This window comes from Streptomyces lothianensis (assembly GCF_047779955.1).
Taxonomy (GTDB): Bacteria; Actinomycetota; Actinomycetes; order Streptomycetales; family Streptomycetaceae; genus Streptomyces.
The window spans coordinates 50,475-73,011 of the sequence record NZ_JBLMKT010000049.1 but is presented as its reverse complement, the minus strand read 5'-3'; the positions used below and the strand labels follow the sequence as shown (position 1 = coordinate 73,011).

General features: G+C 71.5%; 18 protein-coding genes. 15 read left to right on the top strand and 3 right to left on the bottom strand.

Translation table 11 applies throughout. The annotated features are described in order from the left end of the window. Positions 1–5 precede the first annotated feature (5 nt). The 10 genes from ACLF6P_RS17760 (at position 6) to ACLF6P_RS17715 (ending at position 14,403) form a co-directional block, all read left to right on the top strand. Positions 6–1,298, top strand: a complete 1,293-nt coding sequence (locus tag ACLF6P_RS17760; protein ID WP_415951397.1) for a PucR family transcriptional regulator — start codon at positions 6–8, stop codon at positions 1,296–1,298. A gap of 126 nt (positions 1,299–1,424) precedes the next feature. Then, entirely contained in the window at positions 1,425–3,161 is a 1,737-nt protein-coding gene (locus ACLF6P_RS17755; RefSeq protein WP_415951396.1) for a PucR family transcriptional regulator, read from the top strand. Positions 3,162–3,337: 176 nt separating this feature from the next. Beyond that, positions 3,338–4,783 carry an aldehyde dehydrogenase family protein gene (locus ACLF6P_RS17750; protein ID WP_415951395.1) on the top strand — a complete coding sequence of 482 codons (1,446 nt, stop codon included), beginning with the start codon at positions 3,338–3,340 and terminating at the stop codon, positions 4,781–4,783. 278 nt (positions 4,784–5,061) lie between these two features. Continuing rightward, a complete protein-coding gene (locus ACLF6P_RS17745) occupies positions 5,062–6,999 on the top strand; it encodes an acyl-CoA dehydrogenase family protein (RefSeq protein ID WP_415951394.1) in 1,938 nt (645 codons plus the stop codon). A gap of 53 nt (positions 7,000–7,052) precedes the next feature. Beyond that, complete coding sequence (dxr, locus tag ACLF6P_RS17740; RefSeq protein ID WP_415951393.1) at positions 7,053–8,354, top strand: 1-deoxy-D-xylulose-5-phosphate reductoisomerase; 1,302 nt, start codon at positions 7,053–7,055, stop codon at positions 8,352–8,354. Continuing rightward, positions 8,351–9,652, top strand: a complete 1,302-nt coding sequence (locus ACLF6P_RS17735; protein ID WP_415951391.1) for a M50 family metallopeptidase — start codon at positions 8,351–8,353, stop codon at positions 9,650–9,652. Before dxr ends, ACLF6P_RS17735 begins: the two co-directional genes overlap by 4 nt. Positions 9,653–9,874: 222 nt before the next feature. Further along, positions 9,875–11,032 carry a flavodoxin-dependent (E)-4-hydroxy-3-methylbut-2-enyl-diphosphate synthase gene (gene ispG, locus ACLF6P_RS17730; protein ID WP_415951390.1) on the top strand — a complete coding sequence of 386 codons (1,158 nt, stop codon included), beginning with the start codon at positions 9,875–9,877 and terminating at the stop codon, positions 11,030–11,032. Between the two features lie 162 nt (positions 11,033–11,194). Next, positions 11,195–12,037, top strand: a complete 843-nt coding sequence (locus ACLF6P_RS17725; RefSeq protein ID WP_415951549.1) for a GNAT family N-acetyltransferase — start codon at positions 11,195–11,197, stop codon at positions 12,035–12,037. Positions 12,038–12,082: 45 nt separating this feature from the next. Then, positions 12,083–12,628 carry a GNAT family N-acetyltransferase gene (locus ACLF6P_RS17720; RefSeq protein ID WP_415951388.1) on the top strand — a complete coding sequence of 182 codons (546 nt, stop codon included), beginning with the start codon at positions 12,083–12,085 and terminating at the stop codon, positions 12,626–12,628. Between the two features lie 80 nt (positions 12,629–12,708). After that, positions 12,709–14,403, top strand: coding sequence for a proline--tRNA ligase (locus tag ACLF6P_RS17715; protein ID WP_415951387.1), 1,695 nt, complete (start codon positions 12,709–12,711; stop codon positions 14,401–14,403). 66 nt (positions 14,404–14,469) lie between these two features. On the opposite strand, the gene ACLF6P_RS17710 is transcribed toward ACLF6P_RS17715, so the two are convergent. The 3 genes from ACLF6P_RS17710 to ACLF6P_RS17700 form a co-directional block, all read right to left on the bottom strand. Beyond that, on the bottom strand, positions 14,470–15,372 hold the full coding sequence (locus tag ACLF6P_RS17710) for an aminoglycoside phosphotransferase family protein (RefSeq protein ID WP_415951386.1): 903 nt from the start codon (positions 15,370–15,372) through the stop codon (positions 14,470–14,472). An 85-nt stretch (positions 15,373–15,457) separates the two neighbouring features. Continuing rightward, the gene (locus ACLF6P_RS17705; RefSeq protein ID WP_415951548.1) at positions 15,458–15,949 is read right to left on the bottom strand and encodes a ferritin-like domain-containing protein; all 492 of its coding nucleotides are present in this window, start codon (positions 15,947–15,949) and stop codon (positions 15,458–15,460) included. Positions 15,950–16,044: 95 nt separating this feature from the next. Next, entirely contained in the window at positions 16,045–16,509 is a 465-nt protein-coding gene (locus ACLF6P_RS17700; RefSeq protein ID WP_415951385.1) for a hypothetical protein, read from the bottom strand. Between the two features lie 326 nt (positions 16,510–16,835). Between ACLF6P_RS17700 and rimP the strand changes: the two genes are divergently transcribed. From rimP to ACLF6P_RS17675, 5 genes are all read left to right on the top strand, one after another. Further along, positions 16,836–17,375, top strand: a complete 540-nt coding sequence (gene rimP / locus ACLF6P_RS17695; RefSeq protein WP_415951384.1) for a ribosome maturation factor RimP — start codon at positions 16,836–16,838, stop codon at positions 17,373–17,375. A gap of 2 nt (positions 17,376–17,377) precedes the next feature. Continuing rightward, on the top strand, positions 17,378–18,379 hold the full coding sequence (gene nusA, locus ACLF6P_RS17690) for a transcription termination factor NusA (RefSeq protein WP_415951382.1): 1,002 nt from the start codon (positions 17,378–17,380) through the stop codon (positions 18,377–18,379). Between the two features lie 191 nt (positions 18,380–18,570). Continuing rightward, entirely contained in the window at positions 18,571–18,849 is a 279-nt protein-coding gene (locus ACLF6P_RS17685; RefSeq protein WP_415951381.1) for a YlxR family protein, read from the top strand. Positions 18,850–19,004: 155 nt separating this feature from the next. Next, positions 19,005–22,058, top strand: a complete 3,054-nt coding sequence (gene infB / locus ACLF6P_RS17680) for a translation initiation factor IF-2 (RefSeq protein ID WP_415951380.1) — start codon at positions 19,005–19,007, stop codon at positions 22,056–22,058. 154 nt (positions 22,059–22,212) lie between these two features. Continuing rightward, positions 22,213–22,506 carry a DUF503 domain-containing protein gene (locus tag ACLF6P_RS17675; protein ID WP_415951378.1) on the top strand — a complete coding sequence of 98 codons (294 nt, stop codon included), beginning with the start codon at positions 22,213–22,215 and terminating at the stop codon, positions 22,504–22,506. Positions 22,507–22,537: the final 31 nt, after the last annotated feature.

Genomic DNA, 22,537 nt, shown 5'->3' with positions numbered 1-22,537 from the left:
CTCGCATGCAGCCAGCCGCACCACCGTCCTTTGACCCGGACGGACCGCTGCCCAGGGAGTTCGCCGCGATCATGCGGCCCGAACTGCCCGGGCTGATCAAGGAGATCCGCAGTGAGGTGACCCGCACCTATCCCGAGTACAACACCCTGCTGAGCGGCCCGGACGGCGACATGATCCGGCGCGGCGTCGAGGCCAGCCTCCAGGCCTTCGTCGACCGGGTGGCCGATCCTGCCTGCGCGACGGCCCAACGCGACGAGCTGCTCCGCAAGTTCGGCCGCATCGAGGCCTACGAAGGGCGGGGGCTCGCCTCGCTCCAGGGCGCGTACAAACTCGGCGCCCGCGTCGCGCTGCGCCGCGCCAAAGCGGTCGGACGCCGCTACAAGCTCTCCCCGAACGTGCTCCTGAGCTTCGCCGACGCCCTCTTCGCCTACGTGGGCGAGCTGGAGTCGCTGTCCAGGGAAGGGCATGACGAGGTCAGCGCGGGCGCGGGCGCGGAGAGTTCGGCGCTGCGAAGACAGCTCCTGCACATGCTCCTCGTCGGCCCGCCGCTGCCGGAGGCCGGCATCCGTGAACTGTGCGAACAGACCGCTTGGGACATGCCCGACGAGGTGACCCTCGTGGCGGTCCGCGCACCGGCCCCCGACACCACCCGCCGTGCCCTCGCCGCCGACTGCCTCGCAGATCTGGGGATACCGCAGCCGCACATCCTCGTCCCCGGCCCGTTCACCCCGGCCCGCCGCCGGATGCTGCAGGAGGCACTGGCCGATACACCTGCGGTGATCGGCCTCACCGTGCCCACGGCTCATGGGAGCGATTCCATCCGCTGGGCCCGGCACGCACTCCGGCTCGTGGACGAGGGGATCATCCCCGAGCGCCCGCTCATCGACTGCGCGGACCACCTCACCACCCTGTGGCTGCTCTCCGATCCGCAACTCACCGCGCATATCGCGGCGGCCGAACTCGCGCCGCTCGACAGTGTGTCCGGCCATCGCCGCGAGCGCCTCGTCGAGACCCTGCGCGTCCACATCACCACCCGCGCTCCCGCCGAACAGGTCGGCGAGGCGCTCGGCGTCCACGCCCAGACGGTCCGCTACCGGCTGCGCAACCTCGACTCCTACTTCGGCGAGCAGCTCACCGACCCGGACCACCGCTTCGCCCTGGAGACGGCCCTACGAGCGCAGCACCTGCTCGGCGCGCGGTCGGCCGAGGAGACGGACGGGGGAGGAGAGGCCGGAGGCCGGGCGGAGGGCGGGGAGGGCAACGATGTCAGCGCAGGGGCCGACGGAGCACGGGCGTAGCACCGAAGGAGCAGCCACAGCACCCCCGCCGGATCACCACGCTTGCCCCGCTGCTTCCTTACACTGAGGCAGAATCCTCCCCGGCCGTTCATACGGAGCGTCCAACACCGAACGAATGCTCTCGCCATGCCGCCCACGCTCGCCTCGCTCGTCCACCACTCCGCGCTCAAGCTCCGCGTGCGCGCCGGTGCGGACCGCCTGGACACCCCGGTGCGCTGGGTCCACGCCAGCGAGCTCGCCGACCCCGTGCCGTACATGGAAGGCGGCGAGCTCCTCCTGATCACGGCGCTCAAGCTGGACGCCGAGGATCCGGAGTCGATGCGGCGCTATGTGAAACGACTCGCCGCCGCCGGAGTGAGCGGGCTCGGCTTCGCCGTCGGGGTCCACTACGAGGACATCCCCCAAGCCCTGGTGTCCGCCGCCGCCGACGAAGGCCTCCCGCTCCTCGAGGTCCCGCGGCGCACACCGTTCCTGGCGATCAGCAAAGCCGTCTCCGCGGCCATCGCCGCCGACCAGTACAAGTCCGTGACGGCCGGCTTCGCCGCACAGCGCGAACTGACCAAGCAGGCCCTCGCCGGCGGCCCCGAAGGGCTCCTGGCCGTACTCGCCGCACAGGTCGACGGCTGGGCCGCGCTCTACGACGCCTCCGGCGCCGTCCTCGCCACCGCACCCGACTGGGCCGCGCGCCGCGCCGCCGCACTCACCGCCGACGTGGAGCGGCTGCGCTCGCGGCCCGCGCCCGCGAGCCTCGTCGTCTCCGGCGCGGACGACCGCGTGGAACTGCACTCCATCGGTGCCGGACGCCGCCCCCGCACCGCGCTCGCCGTGGGCACGGCGGGCAGCCTCGGGACCGCCGAACGCTACGCCCTGCACTCGGCAATCGCGCTGCTCACCCTCACCACCGAACGCTCCCGCTCGCTGCACTTTGCGGAACAGCGCCTGGGCGCGGCCGTCCTGCGCATGCTGCTCGCCGGCGAACCCACCCACGCCCGCACGGTCGCCGGCGACCTGTACGGCGGCCTCCTCGACGCGCCGTTCCGGCTGTTGGTCGCCGAGACGGTGTCCGCCACGGGCCGCGGAGGCGCGGAGGGGGCCCGGCGCGGCGAGGCCGACCGCGCGCCTGCCGAAGCGGGCGGCGCACCCGAGGCGGGTGCCGAGCGAGCGCCCGACGACTCCTCCGCCGGATCCCGGCTCCCCACGCATGGGGCGGACCCCGCCACCCCCGCGGCCGACCCCGTCGTCGCACTGACCGAGGTGGTCGAGGCGGCCGCCGCGCACGCCGGGGAGGCCGTGCTCGCCGTGCCCGACGGGGGCGCCCGGCTCGTCGTCCTGATGGCCGACGGGGGAGCGGCCGCCACGGCCTGCGTCGAGCACGCACGGCAGCTGGAGGCGACCCGGGCCGCCGGACACGACAAGCCGGCCGCCGAACCGGAGGATCTGGTCGCCGGACTCTCCGCGCCCGCCGGGCCGGTCGCCGCGGCGGCCGCGTACAAGCAGGCCGAACAGGCGCTGTCGGTGGCGCGCCGCCGCGGCCGCTTCCTCGTGGAGCACGATTCCCTCGCGGCGGGCTCGGTCCTCCCGCTGCTCGCCGACGATGCGGTACGCGCCTTCGCCGACGGACTGCTGCGGGCGCTGTACGAGCACGATGCGACGGGCCGCGGAAACCTGGTCGAGTCGCTGCGGGCCTGGCTCTCCCGCCACGGCCAGTGGGACGCGGCGGCGGCGGACCTCGGCGTCCACCGCCACACACTCCGCTACCGGATGCGGCGGGTCGAGGAGATCCTCGGCCGCTCCCTGGACGACGCCGACGTGCGGATGGAGCTCTGGCTCGCGCTCAAGGCGACGGCCGCGGCCTCGGAGTGACCCTCGGTCCGGCCGCAGGTGAGGCGGCGTCCACCACTGCAGGTGAGGCGGCGTCCACCACCCAGTCCAAAACCACCACCCGACTGCTCCACCCCGGACAAACGCCAACCACCCTCCGCACCCCTACCGTGGAACCGACCCCACACACATAGCTTCACCCGCGGAAGGGCCCGGCCATGACCGAAACCCATGCCTTCTGGCTCGCCGGCCGCCAGGCCACCGGCGAGACCAGCCTCGACGTCACCTCCCCCTGGGACGGCAGCACGGTCGGCACCGTGAGCGTCCCGAGCGACGCGCAGGTCGAGGAGGCGGTCGCCGCCGCGTACGCGGTACGGGACGAGTTCGCCGCCACCCCCGCGCACGTACGGGCCGAGGCACTCGACCACGTCAGCCGCCGCCTCAAGGAGCGCACCGAGGACATCGCGCGACTGATCTCGGCGGAGAACGGCAAGCCGATCAAGTGGGCGCGCGGCGAGGTCGGCCGCGCCGTCTCGGTGTTCCGCTTCGCCGCCGAGGAGGCCCGCCGCTTCAACGGCGGCGAGGCCCAGCGCCTCGACACCGACGCCGGCGGCCAGGGCCGCCTCGCGCTGACCCGCCGCTTCCCCAAGGGCGTCGTCCTCGGCATCGCGCCCTTCAACTTCCCGCTGAACCTGTGCGCCCACAAGATCGCCCCGGCCATCGCGGTCGGCGCGCCGATCATCCTCAAGCCCGCCCCGGCCACTCCGCTGAGCGGACTCCTGATCGGTGAACTGCTTGCCGAGACCGACCTGCCGGCCGGCTCCTGGTCGGTGCTGCCGGTCGCCAACGACCACATGCCGCAGCTGGTGCAGGACGAGCGGCTGCCCGTCATCTCCTTCACGGGCTCCGACAAGGTCGGCTACTCGATCATGGACTCGGTGCCGCGCAAGCACCTCACCCTGGAGCTCGGCGGCAACGGCGCGGCCGTCGTCCTGCCGGACTTCGCGAGCGACGAAGACCTCGACTGGGCCGCGGGCCGTATCGCGACCTTCTCCAACTACCAGGGCGGCCAGTCCTGCATCTCGGTGCAGCGCGTCATCGCCGACGAATCGGTCCACGACCGGCTGCTGCCCCGCATCGTCAAGGCCGTCGAGGCCCAGGTCACCGGTGACCCGACCGAGGACGCCACCGATGTCGGCCCGCTGGTCAGCGAGGACGCCGCCAAGCGCGTCGAGTCCTGGGTCGACGAGGCCGTCAAGGCGGGCGCCAAGCTCCTGGCGGGCGGCCGCCGCGAGGGCGCCTCGTACGCGCCGACGGTCCTCACCGACGTACCCGCCGACGTGACGATCTCCTGCGAGGAGGTCTTCGGACCGGTCCTCACCGTGCAGAAGGTCAGCGGCGAGCAGGCTGCCTTCGACGCCGTCAACGACTCGAAGTACGGCCTCCAGGCGGGCGTGTTCACGCACGACGTGCAGGCCGCCTTCCGCGCCCACCGCGCCCTCGAGGTCGGCGGCGTGATCGTCGGCGACGTCCCCTCGTACCGCGCCGACCAGATGCCGTACGGCGGCGCCAAGCAGTCCGGCGTCGGGCGCGAGGGCGTCAAGTTCGCGATGGAGGACTACACGTACGAGCGCGTGATGGTCTTCACCGGCATCCAGCTGTAGCCAGGGCAGCTGTAGCCAGGGCAGACCGGGTGGGCCGGGGAGCTTCCGCAGCGGAGCTCCCCGGCCCACGCGCGTACGCACCTGCGTACCCACGCGCGTTCCTGCCCGCGCACCCGCACCGCACCGTCACCGCCGAACGCTGCACGAGGACTGGTGGCCGAGGGACGAATCGGGTACCAACGATCCAGTAGCACCAGCCAGTAACCGACCGGGGCAAGATCGGGCCAACCGGCCCGGAAGCCCTCTTCGCGGCGAGGTGAGCCTGGATGAGCGCAGACATGAGCGCAGCACAGCCGAAACCGTCCGTGAGCGAGCGCGAGGCCCGGCAGGTGGCCGAGGCGGCCCGGGAGCAGGACTGGCGCAAGCCGAGCTTCGCCAAGGAACTGTTCCTCGGCCGCTTCCGCCTCGACCTGGTCCATCCGCACCCGGTCCCCGCGGACGAGGACGTCCGGCGCGGCGAGGAGTTCCTGGAGAAGCTGCGGGAATTCTGCGAGACGAAGATCGACGGCGCACAGATCGAGCGCGAGGCCCGGATCCCCGACGAGGTGGTCACCGGGCTCAAGGAGCTCGGTGCGCTCGGCATGAAGATCGACAGGAAGTACGGCGGGCTCGGCCTCACCCAGGTCTACTACAACAAGGCTCTTGCCCTCGTCGGCTCCGCCAACCCGTCGATCGGCGCCCTGCTCTCCGCCCACCAGTCGATCGGCGTCCCGCAGCCGCTCAAGATCTTCGGCACCCAGGAGCAGAAGGACACCTTCCTGCCCCGCCTGGCCCGCACCGACATCTCCGCCTTCCTGCTCACCGAACCCGATGTCGGCTCCGACCCGGCCCGCCTCGCCACCACCGCCACGCCCGACGGCGAGGACTACGTCCTCGACGGCGTGAAACTGTGGACCACCAACGGCGTGGTCGCCGACCTGCTCGTCGTCATGGCGCGGGTGCCGAGGTCCGAGGGCCACAAGGGCGGCATCACCGCCTTCATCGTCGAGGCCGCGGCCGAAGGCGTCACCGTCGAGCACCGCAACGCCTTCATGGGCCTGCGCGGCCTGGAGAACGGCGTCACCCGCTTCCACCGGGTCAGGATCCCCGCGAGCAGCCGCATCGGATCCGAGGGCGCGGGCCTGAAGATCGCCCTCACCACCCTCAACACCGGCCGCCTCTCGCTGCCCGCGATGTGCGTCGGCGCGGGCAAGTGGTGTCTGAAGATCGCGCGCGAGTGGTCGGCGGAGCGCGAACAGTGGGGCAAGCCCGTCGCGTACCACGAGGCTGTCGGCTCGAAGATCTCCTTCATCGCCGCGACCACCTTCGCCCTCGAAGCCGTCCTCGACCTCTCCTCGCAGATGGCCGACGAGGACCGCAACGACATCCGCATCGAGGCCGCCCTCGCCAAGCTCTACGGCTCCGAGATGGCCTGGCTGATGGCCGATGAACTGGTCCAGATCCGCGGCGGACGCGGCTTCGAGACCGCGGACTCGCTCGCGGCCCGCGGGGAGCGGGCGGTCCCGGCCGAGCAGCTGCTGCGCGACCTGCGCATCAACCGGATCTTCGAGGGCTCGACGGAGATCATGCACCTGCTCATCGCCCGCGAGGCCGTCGACGCGCATCTCAAGGTCGCCGGCGACCTCATCGACCCGGAGAAATCCCTCTCCGACAAGGCGAAGGCGGGCGCGAGGGCAGGCGGCTTCTACGCCCGCTGGCTTCCGAAACTCGTCGCGGGCCCCGGCCAGCTCCCGCGCACGTACGGGGAGTTCCACCCGGCCGGCCACGCCGACCTGTCCGCCCACCTCCGCTTCGTCGAACGCACCTCGCGCAAACTCGCCCGCTCCACCTTCTACGCCATGTCCCGCTGGCAGGGCCGGATGGAGACCAAACAGGGTTTCCTCGGCCGCATCGTCGACATCGGCGCCGAACTCTTCGCGATGAGCGCCGCATGCGTACGCGCCGAACTGCTCCGCACCTCCGGCGAGCACGGCCACGAGGCCTACCGCCTCGCCGACGTCTTCTGCCGCCAGGCCCGCCTGCGCGTCGACGAGCTCTTCAACCGCCTGTGGGCCAACACCGACGACGTGGACCGCAAGCTCGTCAAGGGCGTCATGGCCGGCACGTACGAATGGCTGGAGCAGGGCATCGTCGACCCCAGTGGCGAGGGCCCCTGGATCGCCGACGCCACCCCGGGCCCCGCCAAGCGGGACAACGTCCACCGCCCGATCCGCTGATAAATCGCGGTACCCGGTCCTGGGAGCACAGGCGAAGAGGCAACAATGGGGGGATGAGCGACAGTCCAGCCCCTCTCGCCGATCCGCATCTCGTCTTCGACCCCGTCGAAGGCGCACGGGAGATCGCGATCCTCGGCTCCACCGGCTCGATCGGCACGCAGGCCGTCGACCTCGTCCTGCGCAACCCCGACCGGTTCAAGGTCACGGCCCTGTCCGCGAACGGCGGACGGGCCGGCCTCCTCGCCGAGCAGGCCCGGCGCCTGCGGGTGCGCACGGTCGCCGTGGCCCAGGAGTCGGCCGTCCCCGCGCTGCGCGAGGCGCTCGATGCGCAGTACGGGAGTGACCCGCTCCCCGAGATCCTCGCCGGCCCGGAGGCCGCCACCGAAGTGGCCGCCTCCGCCTGCCACACCGTCCTCAACGGCATCACCGGCTCCATCGGCCTCGCCCCCACCCTCGCCGCCCTCGAAGCGGGCCGCACCCTCGCGCTCGCCAACAAGGAGTCGCTGATCGTCGGCGGCCCGCTGGTCAAGGCGCTCGCCAAGCCCGGGCAGATCATCCCGGTGGACTCCGAGCACGCGGCCCTGTTCCAGGCGCTCGCCGCCGGCACCCGCGCCGATGTCCGCAAGCTGGTCGTCACGGCCTCCGGCGGCCCCTTCCGCGGCCGTACGAAGGCGGAGCTCGCGGACGTCACCCGCGAGGACGCCCTCGCGCACCCCACCTGGGCCATGGGCCCGGTGATCACCGTCAACAGCGCGACCCTCGTCAACAAGGGCCTGGAGGTCATCGAGGCGCACCTCCTCTACGACATCCCCTTCGAGCGCATCGAGGTCGTCGTCCACCCGCAGTCGTACGTGCACTCCATGGTCGAGTTCACCGACGGCTCCACCCTGGCCCAGGCCACCCCGCCGGACATGCGCGGCCCCATCGCGATCGGCCTCGGCTGGCCCGAACGCATTCCCGACGCGGCCCCCGCCTTCGACTGGACGAAGGCCTCCACCTGGGAGTTCTTCCCGCTCGACACCGAGGCCTTCCCCTCGGTGGGGCTCGCCCGGCACGTGGGGGAGCTCGCGGGTACGGCCCCGGCGGTGTTCAATGCCGCCAACGAGGAGTGCGTGGAGGCCTTCCTGGCGGGCTCACTGCCGTTCAACGGGATCATGGAGACCGTCACCGAGGTCGTCGCCGAACACGGCACGCCCGCGGCGGGAACTTCCCTGACGGTCGCGGACGTCCTCGATGCGGAGACCTGGGCACGCGCCCGGGCCCGTGAACTTGCGGGACTGACCCCTCGTACACCAGACGCACCCCGTACATCGCGTACGGACAACGACCGGACGACCGCGGAGGCTCGTGCATGACGACCTTGATGATGATCCTCGGCATAGTCGTCTTCGTGGTCGGGCTGCTGTTCTCGATCGCCTGGCACGAGCTGGGGCATCTGTCCACGGCCAAGCTCTTCGGGATCCGCGTCCCCCAGTACATGGTCGGCTTCGGGCCGACCCTCTGGTCGCGCAGGAAGGGCGAGACCGAGTACGGCATCAAGGCCATCCCGCTCGGCGGTTACATCCGGATGATCGGCATGTTCCCGCCGGGAGAGGACGGCAAGCTCGAAGCGCGCTCCACCTCGCCGTGGCGTGGCATGATCGAGGACGCCCGCTCGGCGGCCTTCGAGGAGCTCAAGCCGGGGGACGAGACACGGCTCTTCTACACGCGCGCGCCGTGGAAGCGCGTGATCGTGATGTTCGCCGGGCCGTTCATGAACCTGATCCTGGCCGTGGCGATTTTCCTCGGCGTCCTGATGACCTTCGGCTGGAACGAGACGACGACCACCGTCCGCAGCGTCTCCGACTGTGTCATCTCGGCCGAGGAGAACCGCGACACCTGCAAGGACGGCGACCCGGCCGCCCCCGCCAAGGCCGCGGGCCTCAAGCCCGGCGACACCATCGTCGCCTTCAACGGCGAGCGGATCGAGGACTGGACCACGCTCCAGGCCCGCATCCGCGACACCATGGGCCCGGCCACGATCACCGTCGAGCGCGAAGGCGCCGAGAAGGTGCTGCACGCCAACCTGATCAAGAACCAGGTCACCAAGACCGACGGCGACGGCGGCTATGTCGAGGGCCAGTACGTGGACGCCGGCTTCATCGGTTTCACCCCGGCCTCCGGAATCGTCGAGCAGTCCTTCACGGACTCCGTGGACCGCATGGGCGACATGATGGAGAACGGCGTCGAGGCGCTGATCGCCCTGCCCTCCAAGATCCCCGACCTGTGGGACGCGGCCTTCGGCGACGGCGAGCGCAAGCAGGACTCCCCGATGGGCGTGGTCGGCGCGGCCCGGGTCGGCGGCGAGGTCTTCACCCTCGACATCCCGCCGGAGAACCAGATCGCGATGATGCTGTTCCTGGTCGCGGGCTTCAACCTCTCGCTCTTCCTCTTCAACATGCTCCCGCTGCTGCCGCTGGACGGCGGTCACATCGCGGGTGCGGCGTGGGAGTCGGTGCGGCGCAAGGTGGCCTGGGTGCTCCGGCGCCCGGACCCGGGCCCGTTCGACGTGGCGAAGCTGATGCCGGTCGCGTACGTGGTGGCGGGCATCTTCGTCTGCTTCACCCTGCTCGTACTGATCGCGGATGTGGTGAACCCGGTCAGGATCAGCTGAACACCCGCCGTGCACGGCGGCCGTGCACGTCGGCCGTGCACCTCGGCCGGGCACCTCGGCCGGGCACGTAGCCTCCCGGCCGTCCGTGCCCGGCCCACCTTCGGGTGGCGTGAAGCACGGCGATGTGCCCACGGCCGCGGCCGTGGCGTAATCTCGAACGTCGGAGCCCGCTCGCCCGCGGACCTCCGAAACCATGATCCACACCTTGGGGTTGCATAGCAGATGACTGCGATTTCTCTGGGAATGCCGTCCGTACCGGTCAAGCTCGCCGAGCGGCGCCGCGCCCGGCAGATCCAGGTCGGATCCGTCGCGGTCGGCGGTGACGCACCCGTCTCGGTGCAGTCCATGACCACCACGCGCACCTCCGACATCGGCGCCACGCTCCAGCAGATCGCGGAGCTCACCGCGTCCGGCTGTCAGATCGTGCGGGTCGCCTGCCCCACCCAGGACGATGCGGACGCGCTCGCGACCATCGCGAGGAAGTCGCAGATCCCGGTGATCGCGGACATCCACTTCCAGCCGAAGTACGTCTTCGCGGCGATCGACGCGGGCTGCGCGGCGGTACGGGTGAACCCGGGGAACATCAAGCAGTTCGACGACAAGGTCAAGGAGATCGCGCAGGCCGCCTCGGCCGCGGGCACCCCGATCCGGATCGGGGTCAACGCGGGCTCCCTGGACCGCAGGCTCCTGGAGAAGTACGGCAAGGCGACCCCCGAGGCGCTGGTCGAGTCGGCGCTGTGGGAGGCCTCCCTCTTCGAGGAGCACGGCTTCCGCGACATCAAGATCTCGGTCAAGCACAACGACCCGGTGGTGATGGTCAACGCCTACCGGCAGCTCGCCGCCGCCTGCGACTATCCGCTGCACCTCGGCGTCACCGAGGCCGGCCCCGCCTTCCAGGGCACCATCAAGTCGGCCGTCGCCTTCGGCGCGCTGCTCTCGGAAGGCATCGGCGACACGATCCGCGTCTCGCTGTCGGCGCCGCCGGCCGAAGAGGTCAAGGTCGGCATCTCCATCCTGGAGTCCCTGAACCTGCGCCAGCGCCGCCTGGAGATCGTCTCCTGCCCCTCCTGCGGCCGCGCCCAGGTCGACGTCTACAAGCTCGCCGACGAGGTGACCGCCGGGCTCGAGGGCATGGAGGTGCCCCTGCGCGTCGCCGTCATGGGCTGCGTCGTCAACGGCCCGGGAGAGGCCCGCGAGGCCGACCTCGGTGTCGCCTCCGGCAACGGCAAGGGCCAGATCTTCGTCAAGGGCGAGGTCATCAAGACGGTTCCCGAGTCGAAGATCGTCGAGACGCTGATCGACGAGGCGATGAAGATCGCCGAGCAGATGGAGAAGGACGGAATCGCCTCGGGCGAGCCGTCGGTCTCGGTCGCGGGCTGACACCAGCCCGCCCGCGGGGCCGCAAGCCCCCGGTTTCGGGAAGGGGCGGAGGTGGGGGAGAGAAAACAACCCCCCACCAGCGAAACCCACCGCATGACACCTCCAGGTACAGTGCGGAGAACCGCAAGCCCGTACCCCATCCGCACAAAGGCCCCACCCGTGTTGACCCAGCCGACCACCAGGGTGCTCCAACCCGGCGATCTCGACGCCGCCCTCGAGGTCCTGGCGCGCGAACCCGTGCACAACGCGTTCGTGAGCAGCCGGGTCCAGGCCGCGGGCCTGGACCCCTGGCGTCTGGGCGGCGAGATGTGGGGCTGGTACGAGCACGGCAGTCTCGCCTCGCTCTGCTACGCGGGCGCCAACCTCGTCCCCATCTGCGCGGGCCCCGAGGCCATCCGCGCCTTCGCCGAACGCGCCCGCCGCTCCGGCCGCCGCTGCTCCTCGATCGTCGGCCCCGCCGAGCCCACCGCCCTGCTGTGGAAGCTGCTCGAACCCGGCTGGGGCCCGGCCCGCGAGGTCCGCTCCCACCAGCCGCTGATGGTCACCGACCGGATGCCCGAGGGCATCACCCCCGATCCGTACGTCCGCCGGATCCGCAAGGACGAGATGGACGTGATCATGCCGGCGTGCGTGGCCATGTTCACCGAGGAGGTCGGCGTCTCGCCGATGGCCGGTGACGGCGGCCTGCTCTACCAGGCGCGCGTCGCCGAACTCGTCGGCGCGGGCCGTTCCTTCGCCCGGATCGAGGACGGCAAGGTCCTCTTCAAGGCCGAGATCGGCGCCGCGACCCCCACCGCCTGCCAGATCCAGGGCGTCTGGGTCGACCCCGAACACCGAGGCCAGGGACTGTCCATCACCGGCATGGCGGCCGTCCTGCGCTACGCCCTCGCCGATGTCGCCCCGGTGGTCAGTCTCTACGTCAACGACTACAACACCCCGGCCCGCGCCGCGTACCGCACGGTGGGCTTCGAGGAAGTCGGCGCGTTCATGAGCGTCCTGTTCTGACAGCACCCCCGCCGGACACCCCCTGGCGAGCGTTAGTGTTCGCGCATGACTGACGATGTCGTGATCGGGGGCCTCGACCTCGCCCAGCGGGTCGACGAGGCGCTCGCCGTGCAGGCCAGGGCCTTCGGCCTGAGCGACGAGGAGATCGCGATCCGCCGCCAGATCGTGCTGCGCCACCTCGTCCAGCCCGGCGCCCGCGCCCTGGGCGCCACCACCCGTGCGGGCCGCCTCGTGGGTTTCGTCTACGGCATGCCCAACGACCGCGCCCACTGGTGGTCCACGGTCGTCGAGCCGTATCTGCGCGGCCGGGACCTCGGCTTCTGGCTCGACGACTCCTTCGTCATCACGGAACTGCACGTCGACCCGAGCCACCAGAACCTCGGCATCGGCCGCGCCCTGATCACGATGATCACCGATGCCGCGAGCGAGCCCCGCTCGATCCTCTCCGCGATCGACCACGACAGCCCGGCCCGCGGCCTGTACCGGTCCCTCGGCTATACGGACCTGGCCCGCCAGGTCGTCTTCCCGAGCGCCCCAAGGCCGTACGCGGTGATGGGCGCCCCACTGCCGCTGCGCCGCCGAGGTCGGTAAACGGATTACCGCCGACGCCCCCCACCCCGATAACCTCCAACGCACAATCCACGTACAGCAGCCAGCAGGAGAGCAGAACCATGGCCCAGGTCCAGCGCATGTCGAAATTGATGGTCAAGACACTGCGCGACGACCCGGCGGACGCCGAGGTCCTCAGCCACAAGCTGCTCGTGCGCGCCGGCTACGTCCGCCGCACCGCCGCCGGTATCTGGTCCTGGCTGCCGCTCGGCAAGAAGGTCCTCGCCAACGTGGAGCGTGTGGTCCGTGAGGAGATGGACGCCATCGGCGCCCAGGAGGTCACGCTGCCTGCCCTGCTGCCGAAGGAGCCCTACGAGGCGACCGGCCGCTGGGAGGAGTACGGCGCCGAACTCTTCCGCCTGAACGACCGCAAGGGCGGCGACTACCTCCTCGGCCCGACCCACGAGGAGATCTTCACACTCCTGGTCAAGGACCAGTGCTCGTCCTACAAGGACCTGCCCGTCATCCTCTACCAGATCCAGTCGAAGTACCGCGACGAGGCCCGCCCCCGCGCCGGCATCCTGCGCGGCCGCGAGTTCCTGATGAAGGACTCGTACTCCTTCGACACCGCCGACGGGGGCCTCGACGCGTCCTACGCCCTGCACCGCGCCGCCTACCAGCGCATCTTCGAGCGCCTCGGCCTCGACTACCGCATCTGCGCCGCGACCGCCGGCGCCATGGGCGGCTCCAAGTCGGAGGAGTTCCTCGCCCCGGCCCCGGCCGGCGAGGACACCTTCGCCGACTGCCCGAACTGCGACTACGCGGCCAACACCGAGGCGATCACATACGCCCTGAAGCCGGTCGACGGCAGTGCCATCGGGCCCGTCGAGGAGCTCGACACCCCGGACACCCCCACCATCGAGACCCTCGCCGCCCACCTCGGCGTGGACGCCGCCGAGACCCTCAAGAACCTGCTGGTGAAGGTCGACGGCGAGATCTTCGCGATCGGCGTCCCCGGGGACCGCGAGGTCGACATGGACAAGGTCGAGGCGCACTTCGCCCCGTCCGAGGTCGAGCTGGTGACCGCCGAGGACTTCGCGGGACGCGAGGACCTCGTACGCGGGTACGTCGGCCCGCAGGGCCTGGAGAAGGTGACCTACCTCGCCGACCCGCGGGTCGCGCCCGGCACCGGCTGGATCACGGGTGCCAACAAGGAGGGCAAGCACGCGAAGAACGTCGTCGCGGGCCGTGACTTCGAGGTCGACACCTACGTCGACGTCGTGGTCGTCGTCGAGGGCGACCCCTGCCCCAACTGCGGCACCGGCCTCAAGCTGGACCGCGCCATCGAGATCGGCCACATCTTCCAGCTCGGCCGCAAGTACGCCGACGCCTTCCAGCTGGACGTCCTCGGTCAGAACGGCAAGCCGGTCCGCGTCACGATGGGCTCGTACGGCATCGGCGTCTCGCGCGCCGTCGCCGCGCTGGCCGAGCAGCACGCCGACGAGCAGGGCCTGGTCTGGCCCGAGGAGATCGCCCCCGCCGACGTGCACGTGGTCGCCGCGGGCAAGGCCCTGCAGACCGAGCTGGCCCTGGAGGTCTCGGAGCAGCTGGCGGCCGCCGGCGTCCGCGTCCTGGTGGACGACCGCCCGGGCATCTCGCCCGGCGTGAAGTTCACCGACTCCGAGCTGATCGGCGTCCCGAAGATCCTGGTCGCGGGCCGCCGCTCGGCCGACCGCATCCTGGAACTGAAGGACCGCCGCACGGGCGAGCGCGAGGAAGTCTCGGTCGAGGACGCGGTGGCCCGCCTGACGGCCTGACTCCGGTCATGACCGGCCGCGGCTGCGGGGTGTCCGGCCCCCGCAGCCGCGGCCGCCGGACACCCTCTACAGCCAGCCCGCGAACTCCAGAAGATTCTCCGCATCGTTGGCGCGCCCCACCCGCAGGGCCCGCGCCCCCGACTCCACCGCCCGGAACAGCGTCCACCCCCGCAGCCGCTCGGCGTCGACGTCGAGCGACTCGGCGAGGCGCTTCACGCGGCGGCGGGTCGTGGCCGGACCGGTCGGCGCGCCGATCAGGTCCTCCACCCGGTCGCGGACCAGCCGCGCCAGATCGAAGGCGCACTCACCGACCACCGGATCGGGCCCGACCGCGAGCCACGGCGCACGCTCCCCGGCAAGTACCTTGCTCTGCCGGAACGTGCCGTGCAGCAGCCGCAGCTCGGGCGGCGCGGCCACCAGCTCCTCCCGCGCCGAGAGCGCCGCGTCGATCAGCGGCGCGATCTCGGGGAAGGCCGCGGCCGAGGCCCGCATCGCCTCCGCCTGCCGTCCCGTCCGCTCGGGCACCGTCTCGCAGTTGCGCCCGACGGGAGGGTCCACCCACAGCCGCCGCAGCGTCCCGGCCGCTTCGAGCAGCGCCTTGGACTCGGGCAGCGTCCGCACCGAGACCTCGGGGTTGAGCCGTTCGAGCAGCATCGCACCGTCGTTGATCCCGGGGTCCATGAGCCGTACGGCACCGAAGCCGTCCCAGTGCGTCAGCGCGGCCCGCTCCGCCTCGGGCCGGAACCGCTCGGGGGCCAGCTTCAGGACTGCGGGCACCCCGTCCGCCGTACGGACCTGGGCGACCAGGCTGCTGCGCCCACCGGGCTGGTGCACCCGCTCGACCGAGACCCCGCGCCGTGCGGCCGCCTCGTCGAGCAGCACGCCGACCTCGGCGAGCCAGGCGGAGGCCCCGTCGTCGCGCACTTCGCCGAGCGCGGTCACCAGGCGCTGCGGCGGTTCGATCGCCATGCGCGAGTCATTCCCTTCGAAGAACTTGAGGCCGGTCGAAGCATGTGAGGCCGGCTCGGAACAAGTGGAGGCCGCCGGGCACTCCCTACGCGGACGGCGTGATCGAGGTGGCAGGCGCCGGTGCGGCCACCCGCTCCGCGAGCCCCGGGAAGGCTACGCTGCCGCCCCGCCAGCGCGCAGCCCGCACCGCGGCCTCCCGCAGCGCGTCCGCCGCGGCCCGCCTGCGCTCGCCTTCCGTGGCCCGTACGACATCCGCGTACACACCCGCGATCCTGTCCTCCAGATCGGCCGCGAGCCGCGCCGCGGCCGCCGAGTCCGGCACCGGGAACGGCAGCGCGTAGGCGGCGGCCGCAGGCTCCGGCACCGCGTCGAGGTCCCGCAGCCTGCGCCGCAGCTCGTCGCGGCGGGCCCGGTGCGACTCGTACGCGGCCCGCGCCTCGTCCCGGCGTCCCTCGCGGATCCGCCCGCCGACGACCCCGTAGCCGTAGACCGCCGCGTGCTCGGCCCGCAGCGCCGCCTGCTGCGCGACGATCTCAGTGCCCCGGCCGTCGTCACCGCGCCTACGGCTCCCGCGCACTGCACTGTGCCGACGCACTTCGCCGTTCCCGCGCACGCCGTCGTTCCCGCTCACTTCGCCACTCGCGTGCACTGCGCCGCTCCCGCGTCCCTCGCTCATCGGACCGCCTCGCTCAGCAGATACGCGTGCACGTCACCGGCGGCCGCGATCGAGGCCACAAGGCGGGCATCCTCCGCCGGCAGCCCGGCCAGCGCCTCGCGTCGGCGGTCGGCGAGGGCCCGCTCGGCCTCGGCGAGCTCCTTCAGGGTCGTCTTCGCGTCGACCGCCGTCTGTACCGGCGCGCTCTGCACCGGGCTCGGCGGCGCCGTACGGGTGCCACCGAGCGCCTTGATGTGCGCGCGGACGTTCTCGCGCAACGGCCCGATCCGGTCCACGAGCCCGGGGTGCGCCTCGAGCGCGGTCTCGTACCGGGAGAGCAGCGCGGAACTCTCCGAGGCGACGGCCGCCCGCAGCTGCTCGGGCGATTTGGCCGACTTGCGGGGCGCCGCGGCGCCGGACGGGCCGGAGCCCGGGGTGTCGGCCGAGCAGGCGGCGAGCAGCGCGGCACCGGCGGCCGTCACGGCGCCGGTGAGCAGGCTTCTGCGACGCGGGGCCAGGGGCTGTCTCGCAGCGCCCCCCGGCCGGGGGAACGATTCGTCAAACGGCACGGCAGACGTCCTCGGGGGCGGTCAAGCGGGCGGGGCAGAGATCACCCTACGCGCGGACCTGCCCCCTTCCCATGAGCGGGACGCCCATGCCGCCGCGTATGCCCCCACGCGGGGCAGCAGCCGCCGTCGGGCGCCCGGCGGCGGTCGAAGGGTGGGCGGCAACACCCCTCGCGACCGGATACGCTTTGCCTGACACGCGAGAAACCCACAACAGCACACGCGGCCGAGGAGTCACCCGGATGAGCACCACCCAGAGCGAGAGGCTGCGCGGTCTGCTTGAACCGCTCGTCGGCGCCAAGGACCTGGATCTCGAAGAGATCACCGTGACTCCTGCCGGAAAGCGTCGTGTGCTGCGTGTCGTGGTCGACTCCGACGAAGGCGTACAGCTCGACACCTGCGCCGAGCTGAGCCGGGAGCTCTCCCAGAAGCTGGACGAGCCCGCCAACAGTGCTGTCATGGGCGACGGCGAGTACGTCCTGGAGGTCACCTCCCCGGGCGCCGACCGTCCCCTCACCGAGCACCGCCATTTCGTGCGCGCCACCGGCCGCCTGGTGAAGTTCCAGCTGCGCGAGGGCGGCGAGCTGATCGCCCGCATCCTCGGCGTCGACGACGAGGGCCTCGACCTCGAAGTGCCGGGCGTGAAGGGCCGCAAGCCCACCTCGCGGCGGGTCGCCTTCGACTCCGTCGCCAAGGCGCGCGTGGAGATCGAGTTCAACCGCAAGAGCAGGAACGAAGACGCAGCTGAAGCTGCAGCTGACGACGCTGAGAAGGAGGCGTAGCCGTGGACATCGACATGAGTGCCCTGCGGGGTCTGGTCCGGGAGAAGGAAATCTCCTTCGACACCCTGGTCGAAGCGATCGAATCGGCCCTCCTGATCGCCTACCACCGCACCGAGGGCAGCCGCCGTCGCGCACGCGTGGAGCTGGACAAGCACTCCGGCCACGTGACGGTATGGGCCAAGGAGGACGCGGAGGACCTCGAGGAGGGCCAGGAGGCCCGCGAGTTCGACGACACGCCCTCGGACTTCGGCCGGATCGCCGCCACGACCGCCAAGCAGGTCATCCTGCAGCGGCTGCGGGATGCCGAGGACGATGCGACGCTCGGCGAGTACGCGGGCCGCGAGGGCGACATCGTCACCGGTGTCGTCCAGCAGGGCCGTGACCCGAAGAACGTCCTGGTCGACATCGGCAAGCTGGAGGCCATCCTGCCGGTGCAGGAGCAGGTCCCCGGCGAGGTCTACCCGCACGGCCAGCGAATCCGCTCGTATGTCGTACGGGTCGTCAAGGGCGTGCGCGGCCCGTCCGTGACTCTTTCGCGTACGCACCCGAACCTGGTGAAGAAGCTCTTCGCGCTCGAGGTGCCGGAGATCGCGGACGGTTCCGTGGAGGTCTCCGCGATCGCCCGAGAGGCCGGCCACCGCACCAAGATCGCGGTCCGCTCGACCCGCTCCGGGCTGAACGCCAAGGGCGCCTGCATCGGCCCGATGGGCGGCCGGGTGCGCAATGTCATGGCCGAGCTCGGCGGCGAGAAGATCGACATCGTGGACTGGTCCGAGGACCCGGCCGAGATGGTCGCCAACGCGCTCTCGCCGGCCCGTGTCTCCAAGGTCGAGATCGTGGACCTCGCGGCCCGCTCGGCCCGGGTCACGGTGCCCGACTACCAGCTCTCCCTCGCCATCGGCAAGGAGGGCCAGAACGCCCGCCTCGCAGCCCGGCTCACCGGCTGGCGGATCGACATCCGGCCGGACACCGAGGTGGCGGCGGAGCAGGCGGCGGCGGAGTAGCCGAGGTACCCGGACCGGCAGCAGGCCGTGCTCCGGACCGGCGGCTGCCTGTGATCCGGACCGGCAGCAGACCGGGGGCCGGTGCGTCAACCGGCGCACCCGAGCGCAAAGATCACGCCGTATGTGATACGTGCAACCATTCGATTCTTGCCCCATTGGGGTGAGGTCCGTGCGGGGAGGTAGACTTCATCGTGTCTGGCCGGACGCCAACCCGAGCCTGCCCTGAGCGAACCTGTGTGGGATGCCGGGAGCGAGCGGCCAAGAGCGATCTGCTGCGGATCGTGCGGAAAGAGGGCGCATGCGTCCCCGATCCGCGCGGTACGCTGCCCGGCCGGGGTGCATATGTACACCTCGCCCTGGTCTGTATCGACACGGCGGCCCGCCGCCGGGCGTTCCCGAGGGCGCTGCGCGCCGAGGGTCCGCTCGACACAGCGGCCCTGCGCCGGTATGTCGAGCAGGCGCAACCGTAAGAGAAGAAGACGTGCCGCACAGAGCCCTGTGCGGACCAGGTACCCCCGCGAGTTGGAAGTAGGTCGAGATTGCGATGAGCACTCGATGAGCACGCGATGAGTACGCCCATGAAGTAGCGACGGTCCGGCGTCAACCCGGACCTAAAAGGAGCGAAGTGGCTAAGGTCCGGGTATACGAGCTCGCCAAGGAGTTCGGAGTTGAGAGCAAGGTCGTCATGGCCAAGCTCCAGGAACTCGGTGAATTCGTACGTTCGGCGTCCTCGACGATCGAGGCGCCGGTAGTACGCAAACTGACTAACGCACTGCAGGGTCCCGGTGGCGGCGGCGCCGCCAAGAAGGCCTCCCCTGCCAAGCCCGCGGCGCCCAAGAAGGCTGCCGCGAAGCCGGCCTCTCCGGCCGCTGCCAAGCCGGCGGCGCCGAAGCCCGCGCCGGTCACCCCCAAGCCTGCGGCGGAGAAGAAGCCCGCGGCCCCCACGCCGGGTCCGCGCCCCGCCCCCGCAGCGCCCAAGCCGGCCGCGGCACCCAAGCCCGCGCCGGCCGCACCGGAATTCACCGCGCCTCCGGCCGCCCCCGCGGCGCCGAAGCCAGCCGGTGAGCGTCCGGCCGCACGTCCCGGTGCCCCCAAGCCCGGCGGCGCCCGTCCGGCGCCCGGCCAGGGTGGTCAGGGCGGCCAGGGCGGTGCCCCGCGTCCCGGTGGTGCGCCCCGACCGGCCGGGGGCCACGGCGGCCAGGGAGCCCCGCGTCCCGGCGGCGCCCGTCCCTCGGGCCCGCGTCCGGGCAACAATCCGTTCACGTCCGGCGGCTCCACCGGCATGGGCCGCCCGCAGGCGCCCCGTCCCGGCGGTGCCCCGCGTCCCGGTGGCCAGGGTGCCCCGGGCGGCCCGCGTCCGCAGGGCGGCGGCCAGGGCGGTCCCCGTCCGCAGGGCGGCGCGCGTCCCTCGCCGGGCAACATGCCGCGTCCGCAGGGTCAGGGTGCCGGTTCCGGCGGCCCGCGTCCCGGCGGCGGCAACCGTCCGAACCCGGGCATGATGCCGCAGCGTCCCGCCGCGGGCCCGCGTCCCGGCGGCGGCCCCGGTGGCCGTGGTCCCGGTGGCGGCGGTCGTCCCGGCGGTGGCGGCGGCGGTCGTCCCGGCTTCGCCGGCCGTCCCGGCGGCGGTGGCGGCGGCTTCGCCGGCCGTCCCGGCGGTCCCGGTGGCGGCGGTGGCCGTCCCGGTGGTGGCGGCGGCTTCGGCGGTCGTCCCGGCTTCGGTGGCCGTCCCGGTGGTCCGGGTGGCCGCGGTGGCACGCAGGGCGCCTTCGGCCGTCCCGGCGGTCCCGCGCGTCGCGGCCGCAAGTCGAAGCGGCAGAGGCGCCAGGAGTACGAGGCCATGCAGGCCCCGTCGGTCGGCGGCGTGATGCTGCCTCGCGGCAACGGCGAGACCGTTCGCCTGTCGCGCGGTGCCTCGCTCACCGACTTCGCGGAGAAGATCAACGCCAACCCGGCGTCGCTCGTCGCGGTCATGATGAACCTCGGCGAGATGGTCACGGCCACGCAGTCCGTCTCCGACGAGACGCTGCAGCTCCTCGGCGACGAGATGAACTACACGGTTCAGATCGTCTCCCCCGAGGAGGAGGACCGTGAGCTGCTCGAGTCCTTCGACATCGAGTTCGGCGAGGACGAGGGCGGCGAAGAGCTGCTCGTGTCCCGTCCGCCGGTCGTGACCGTCATGGGTCACGTCGACCACGGTAAGACCCGACTCCTCGACGCGATCCGCAAGACGAACGTCATCGCGGGCGAGGCCGGCGGCATCACCCAGCACATCGGTGCCTACCAGGCCTCCACCGAGGTCAACGACGAAGAGCGTCGCATCACCTTCATCGACACCCCGGGTCACGAGGCGTTCACCGCCATGCGTGCCCGTGGTGCCAAGTCGACCGACATCGCGATCCTCGTGGTGGCGGCCAACGACGGTGTGATGCCGCAGACGATCGAGGCCCTGAACCACGCCAAGGCGGCCGAGGTGCCGATCGTGGTCGCGGTCAACAAGATCGACGTCGAGGGCGCCGACCCGACCAAGGTGCGCGGTCAGCTGACCGAGTACGGCCTGGTGGCCGAGGAGTACGGCGGCGACACGATGTTCGTCGACATCTCCGCCAAGCAGGGTCTGCACATCGACTCGCTGCTCGAGGCCGTGATCCTGACCGCGGACGCCTCGCTCGACCTGCGGGCCAACCCCGACCAGGACGCGCAGGGCATCGCGATCGAGTCCCACCTGGACAAGGGCCGCGGTGCGGTCTCCACCGTCCTGGTCCAGCGCGGAACGCTGCGCATCGGCGACACCGTGGTGGTCGGCGACGCGTACGGCCGCGTCCGGGCGATGCTCGACGACAAGGGCAACAACGTCGAGGAGGCGGCCCCGTCGACTCCCGTCCTGGTGCTCGGTCTCACCAACGTCCCGGGTGCGGGCGACAACCTTCTTGTGGTCGACGAGGACCGTACGGCCCGTCAGATCGCCGAGAAGCGCGCCGCCCGCGAGCGCAACGCCGCGTTCGCCAAGCGCACGCGCCGTGTCTCGCTCGAGGACCTGGACAAGGTGCTCAAGGCCGGCGAGGTCCAGCAGCTCAACCTCATCATCAAGGGTGACGCTTCCGGATCCGTCGAGGCTCTCGAGTCCTCCCTGCTCCAGCTGGACGTCGGCGAAGAGGTCGACATCCGCGTCCTGCACCGCGGCGTCGGTGCGGTCACGGAGTCCGACATCGACCTGGCGATGGGCTCCGACGCCATCGTGATCGGCTTCAACGTGCGCGCCGCCGGGCGTGCCACGCAGATGGCCGAGCGCGAGGGTGTGGACGTCCGTTACTACTCGGTCATCTACCAGGCGATCGAAGAGGTCGAGGCGGCCCTCAAGGGCATGCTCAAGCCGGAGTACGAAGAGGTCGAGCTCGGCACGGCGGAGGTCCGCGAGATCTTCCGCTCGTCCAAGTTGGGCAACATCGCCGGTGTGCTCATCCGCTCCGGCGAGGTCAAGCGCAACACCAAGGCGCGCCTCCTTCGCGACGGCAAGGTCATCGCGGAGAACCTCACCATCACCGGTCTGCGCCGCTTCAAGGACGACGTCACCGAGATCCGCGAGGGCTTCGAGGGTGGTATCAACCTCGGAAACTTCAACGACATCAAGATCGACGACGTCATCGCGACGTACGAGATGCGCGAGAAGCCGCGAGGCTGACGCCACGCAGTGATCCGCACAGCGTGATCCGGGGCCGGTCGACGGGAAAACCCGTCGATCGGCCCCGGCCGTTGCGGGTACGGTTTGCAGGCCCCTGACAAGGGATCTTGGTGCTGTACACACGACCCCGTACCGGCGGGACATCCGGACCCATATGTACGTAGGGACTCTGTCCTTCGACCTGCTCCTCGGCGACGTACGGTCGCTGAAGGAGAAGCGCTCCGTGATCCGCCCGATCGTCGCCGAGCTGCACCGCAAATTCGCGGTCAGCGTGGCGGAGGTCGGCGACCAGAACCTCCACCGGCGCGCCGAGATCGGCGTGGCGATGGTCTCCGGGGACACGGGGCACCTGTCCGACGTGCTCGACCGGTGCGAGCGGCTGGTCGCCGCCCGCCCCGAGATCGAGCTGCTCTCGGTGCGCCGACGGCTGCACGGGGACGATGATTGACGTACGCAGGACGCGTACGGGAGTGCGTACG

Bases quoted from the DNA above. Each gene is read 5' to 3' on its own strand.
- ACLF6P_RS17750 (WP_415951395.1), top strand. From the start codon at position 3,338: ATGACCGAAACCCATGCCTTCTGGCTCGCCGGCCGCCAGGCCACCGGC.
- rimP (WP_415951384.1), top strand. From the start codon at position 16,836: ATGAGCACCACCCAGAGCGAGAGGCTGCGCGGTCTGCTTGAACCGCTC.
- ACLF6P_RS17715 (WP_415951387.1), top strand. From the start codon at position 12,709: ATGGCCCAGGTCCAGCGCATGTCGAAATTGATGGTCAAGACACTGCGC.
- ACLF6P_RS17745 (WP_415951394.1), top strand. From the start codon at position 5,062: ATGAGCGCAGCACAGCCGAAACCGTCCGTGAGCGAGCGCGAGGCCCGG.
- ACLF6P_RS17710 (WP_415951386.1), bottom strand. From the start codon at position 15,372: ATGGCGATCGAACCGCCGCAGCGCCTGGTGACCGCGCTCGGCGAAGTG.
- ACLF6P_RS17760 (WP_415951397.1), top strand. From the start codon at position 6: ATGCAGCCAGCCGCACCACCGTCCTTTGACCCGGACGGACCGCTGCCC.
- ACLF6P_RS17735 (WP_415951391.1), top strand. From the start codon at position 8,351: ATGACGACCTTGATGATGATCCTCGGCATAGTCGTCTTCGTGGTCGGG.
- ACLF6P_RS17720 (WP_415951388.1), top strand. From the start codon at position 12,083: ATGACTGACGATGTCGTGATCGGGGGCCTCGACCTCGCCCAGCGGGTC.
- dxr (WP_415951393.1), top strand. From the start codon at position 7,053: ATGAGCGACAGTCCAGCCCCTCTCGCCGATCCGCATCTCGTCTTCGAC.
- ispG (WP_415951390.1), top strand. From the start codon at position 9,875: ATGACTGCGATTTCTCTGGGAATGCCGTCCGTACCGGTCAAGCTCGCC.
- ACLF6P_RS17675 (WP_415951378.1), top strand. From the start codon at position 22,213: ATGTACGTAGGGACTCTGTCCTTCGACCTGCTCCTCGGCGACGTACGG.
- ACLF6P_RS17755 (WP_415951396.1), top strand. From the start codon at position 1,425: ATGCCGCCCACGCTCGCCTCGCTCGTCCACCACTCCGCGCTCAAGCTC.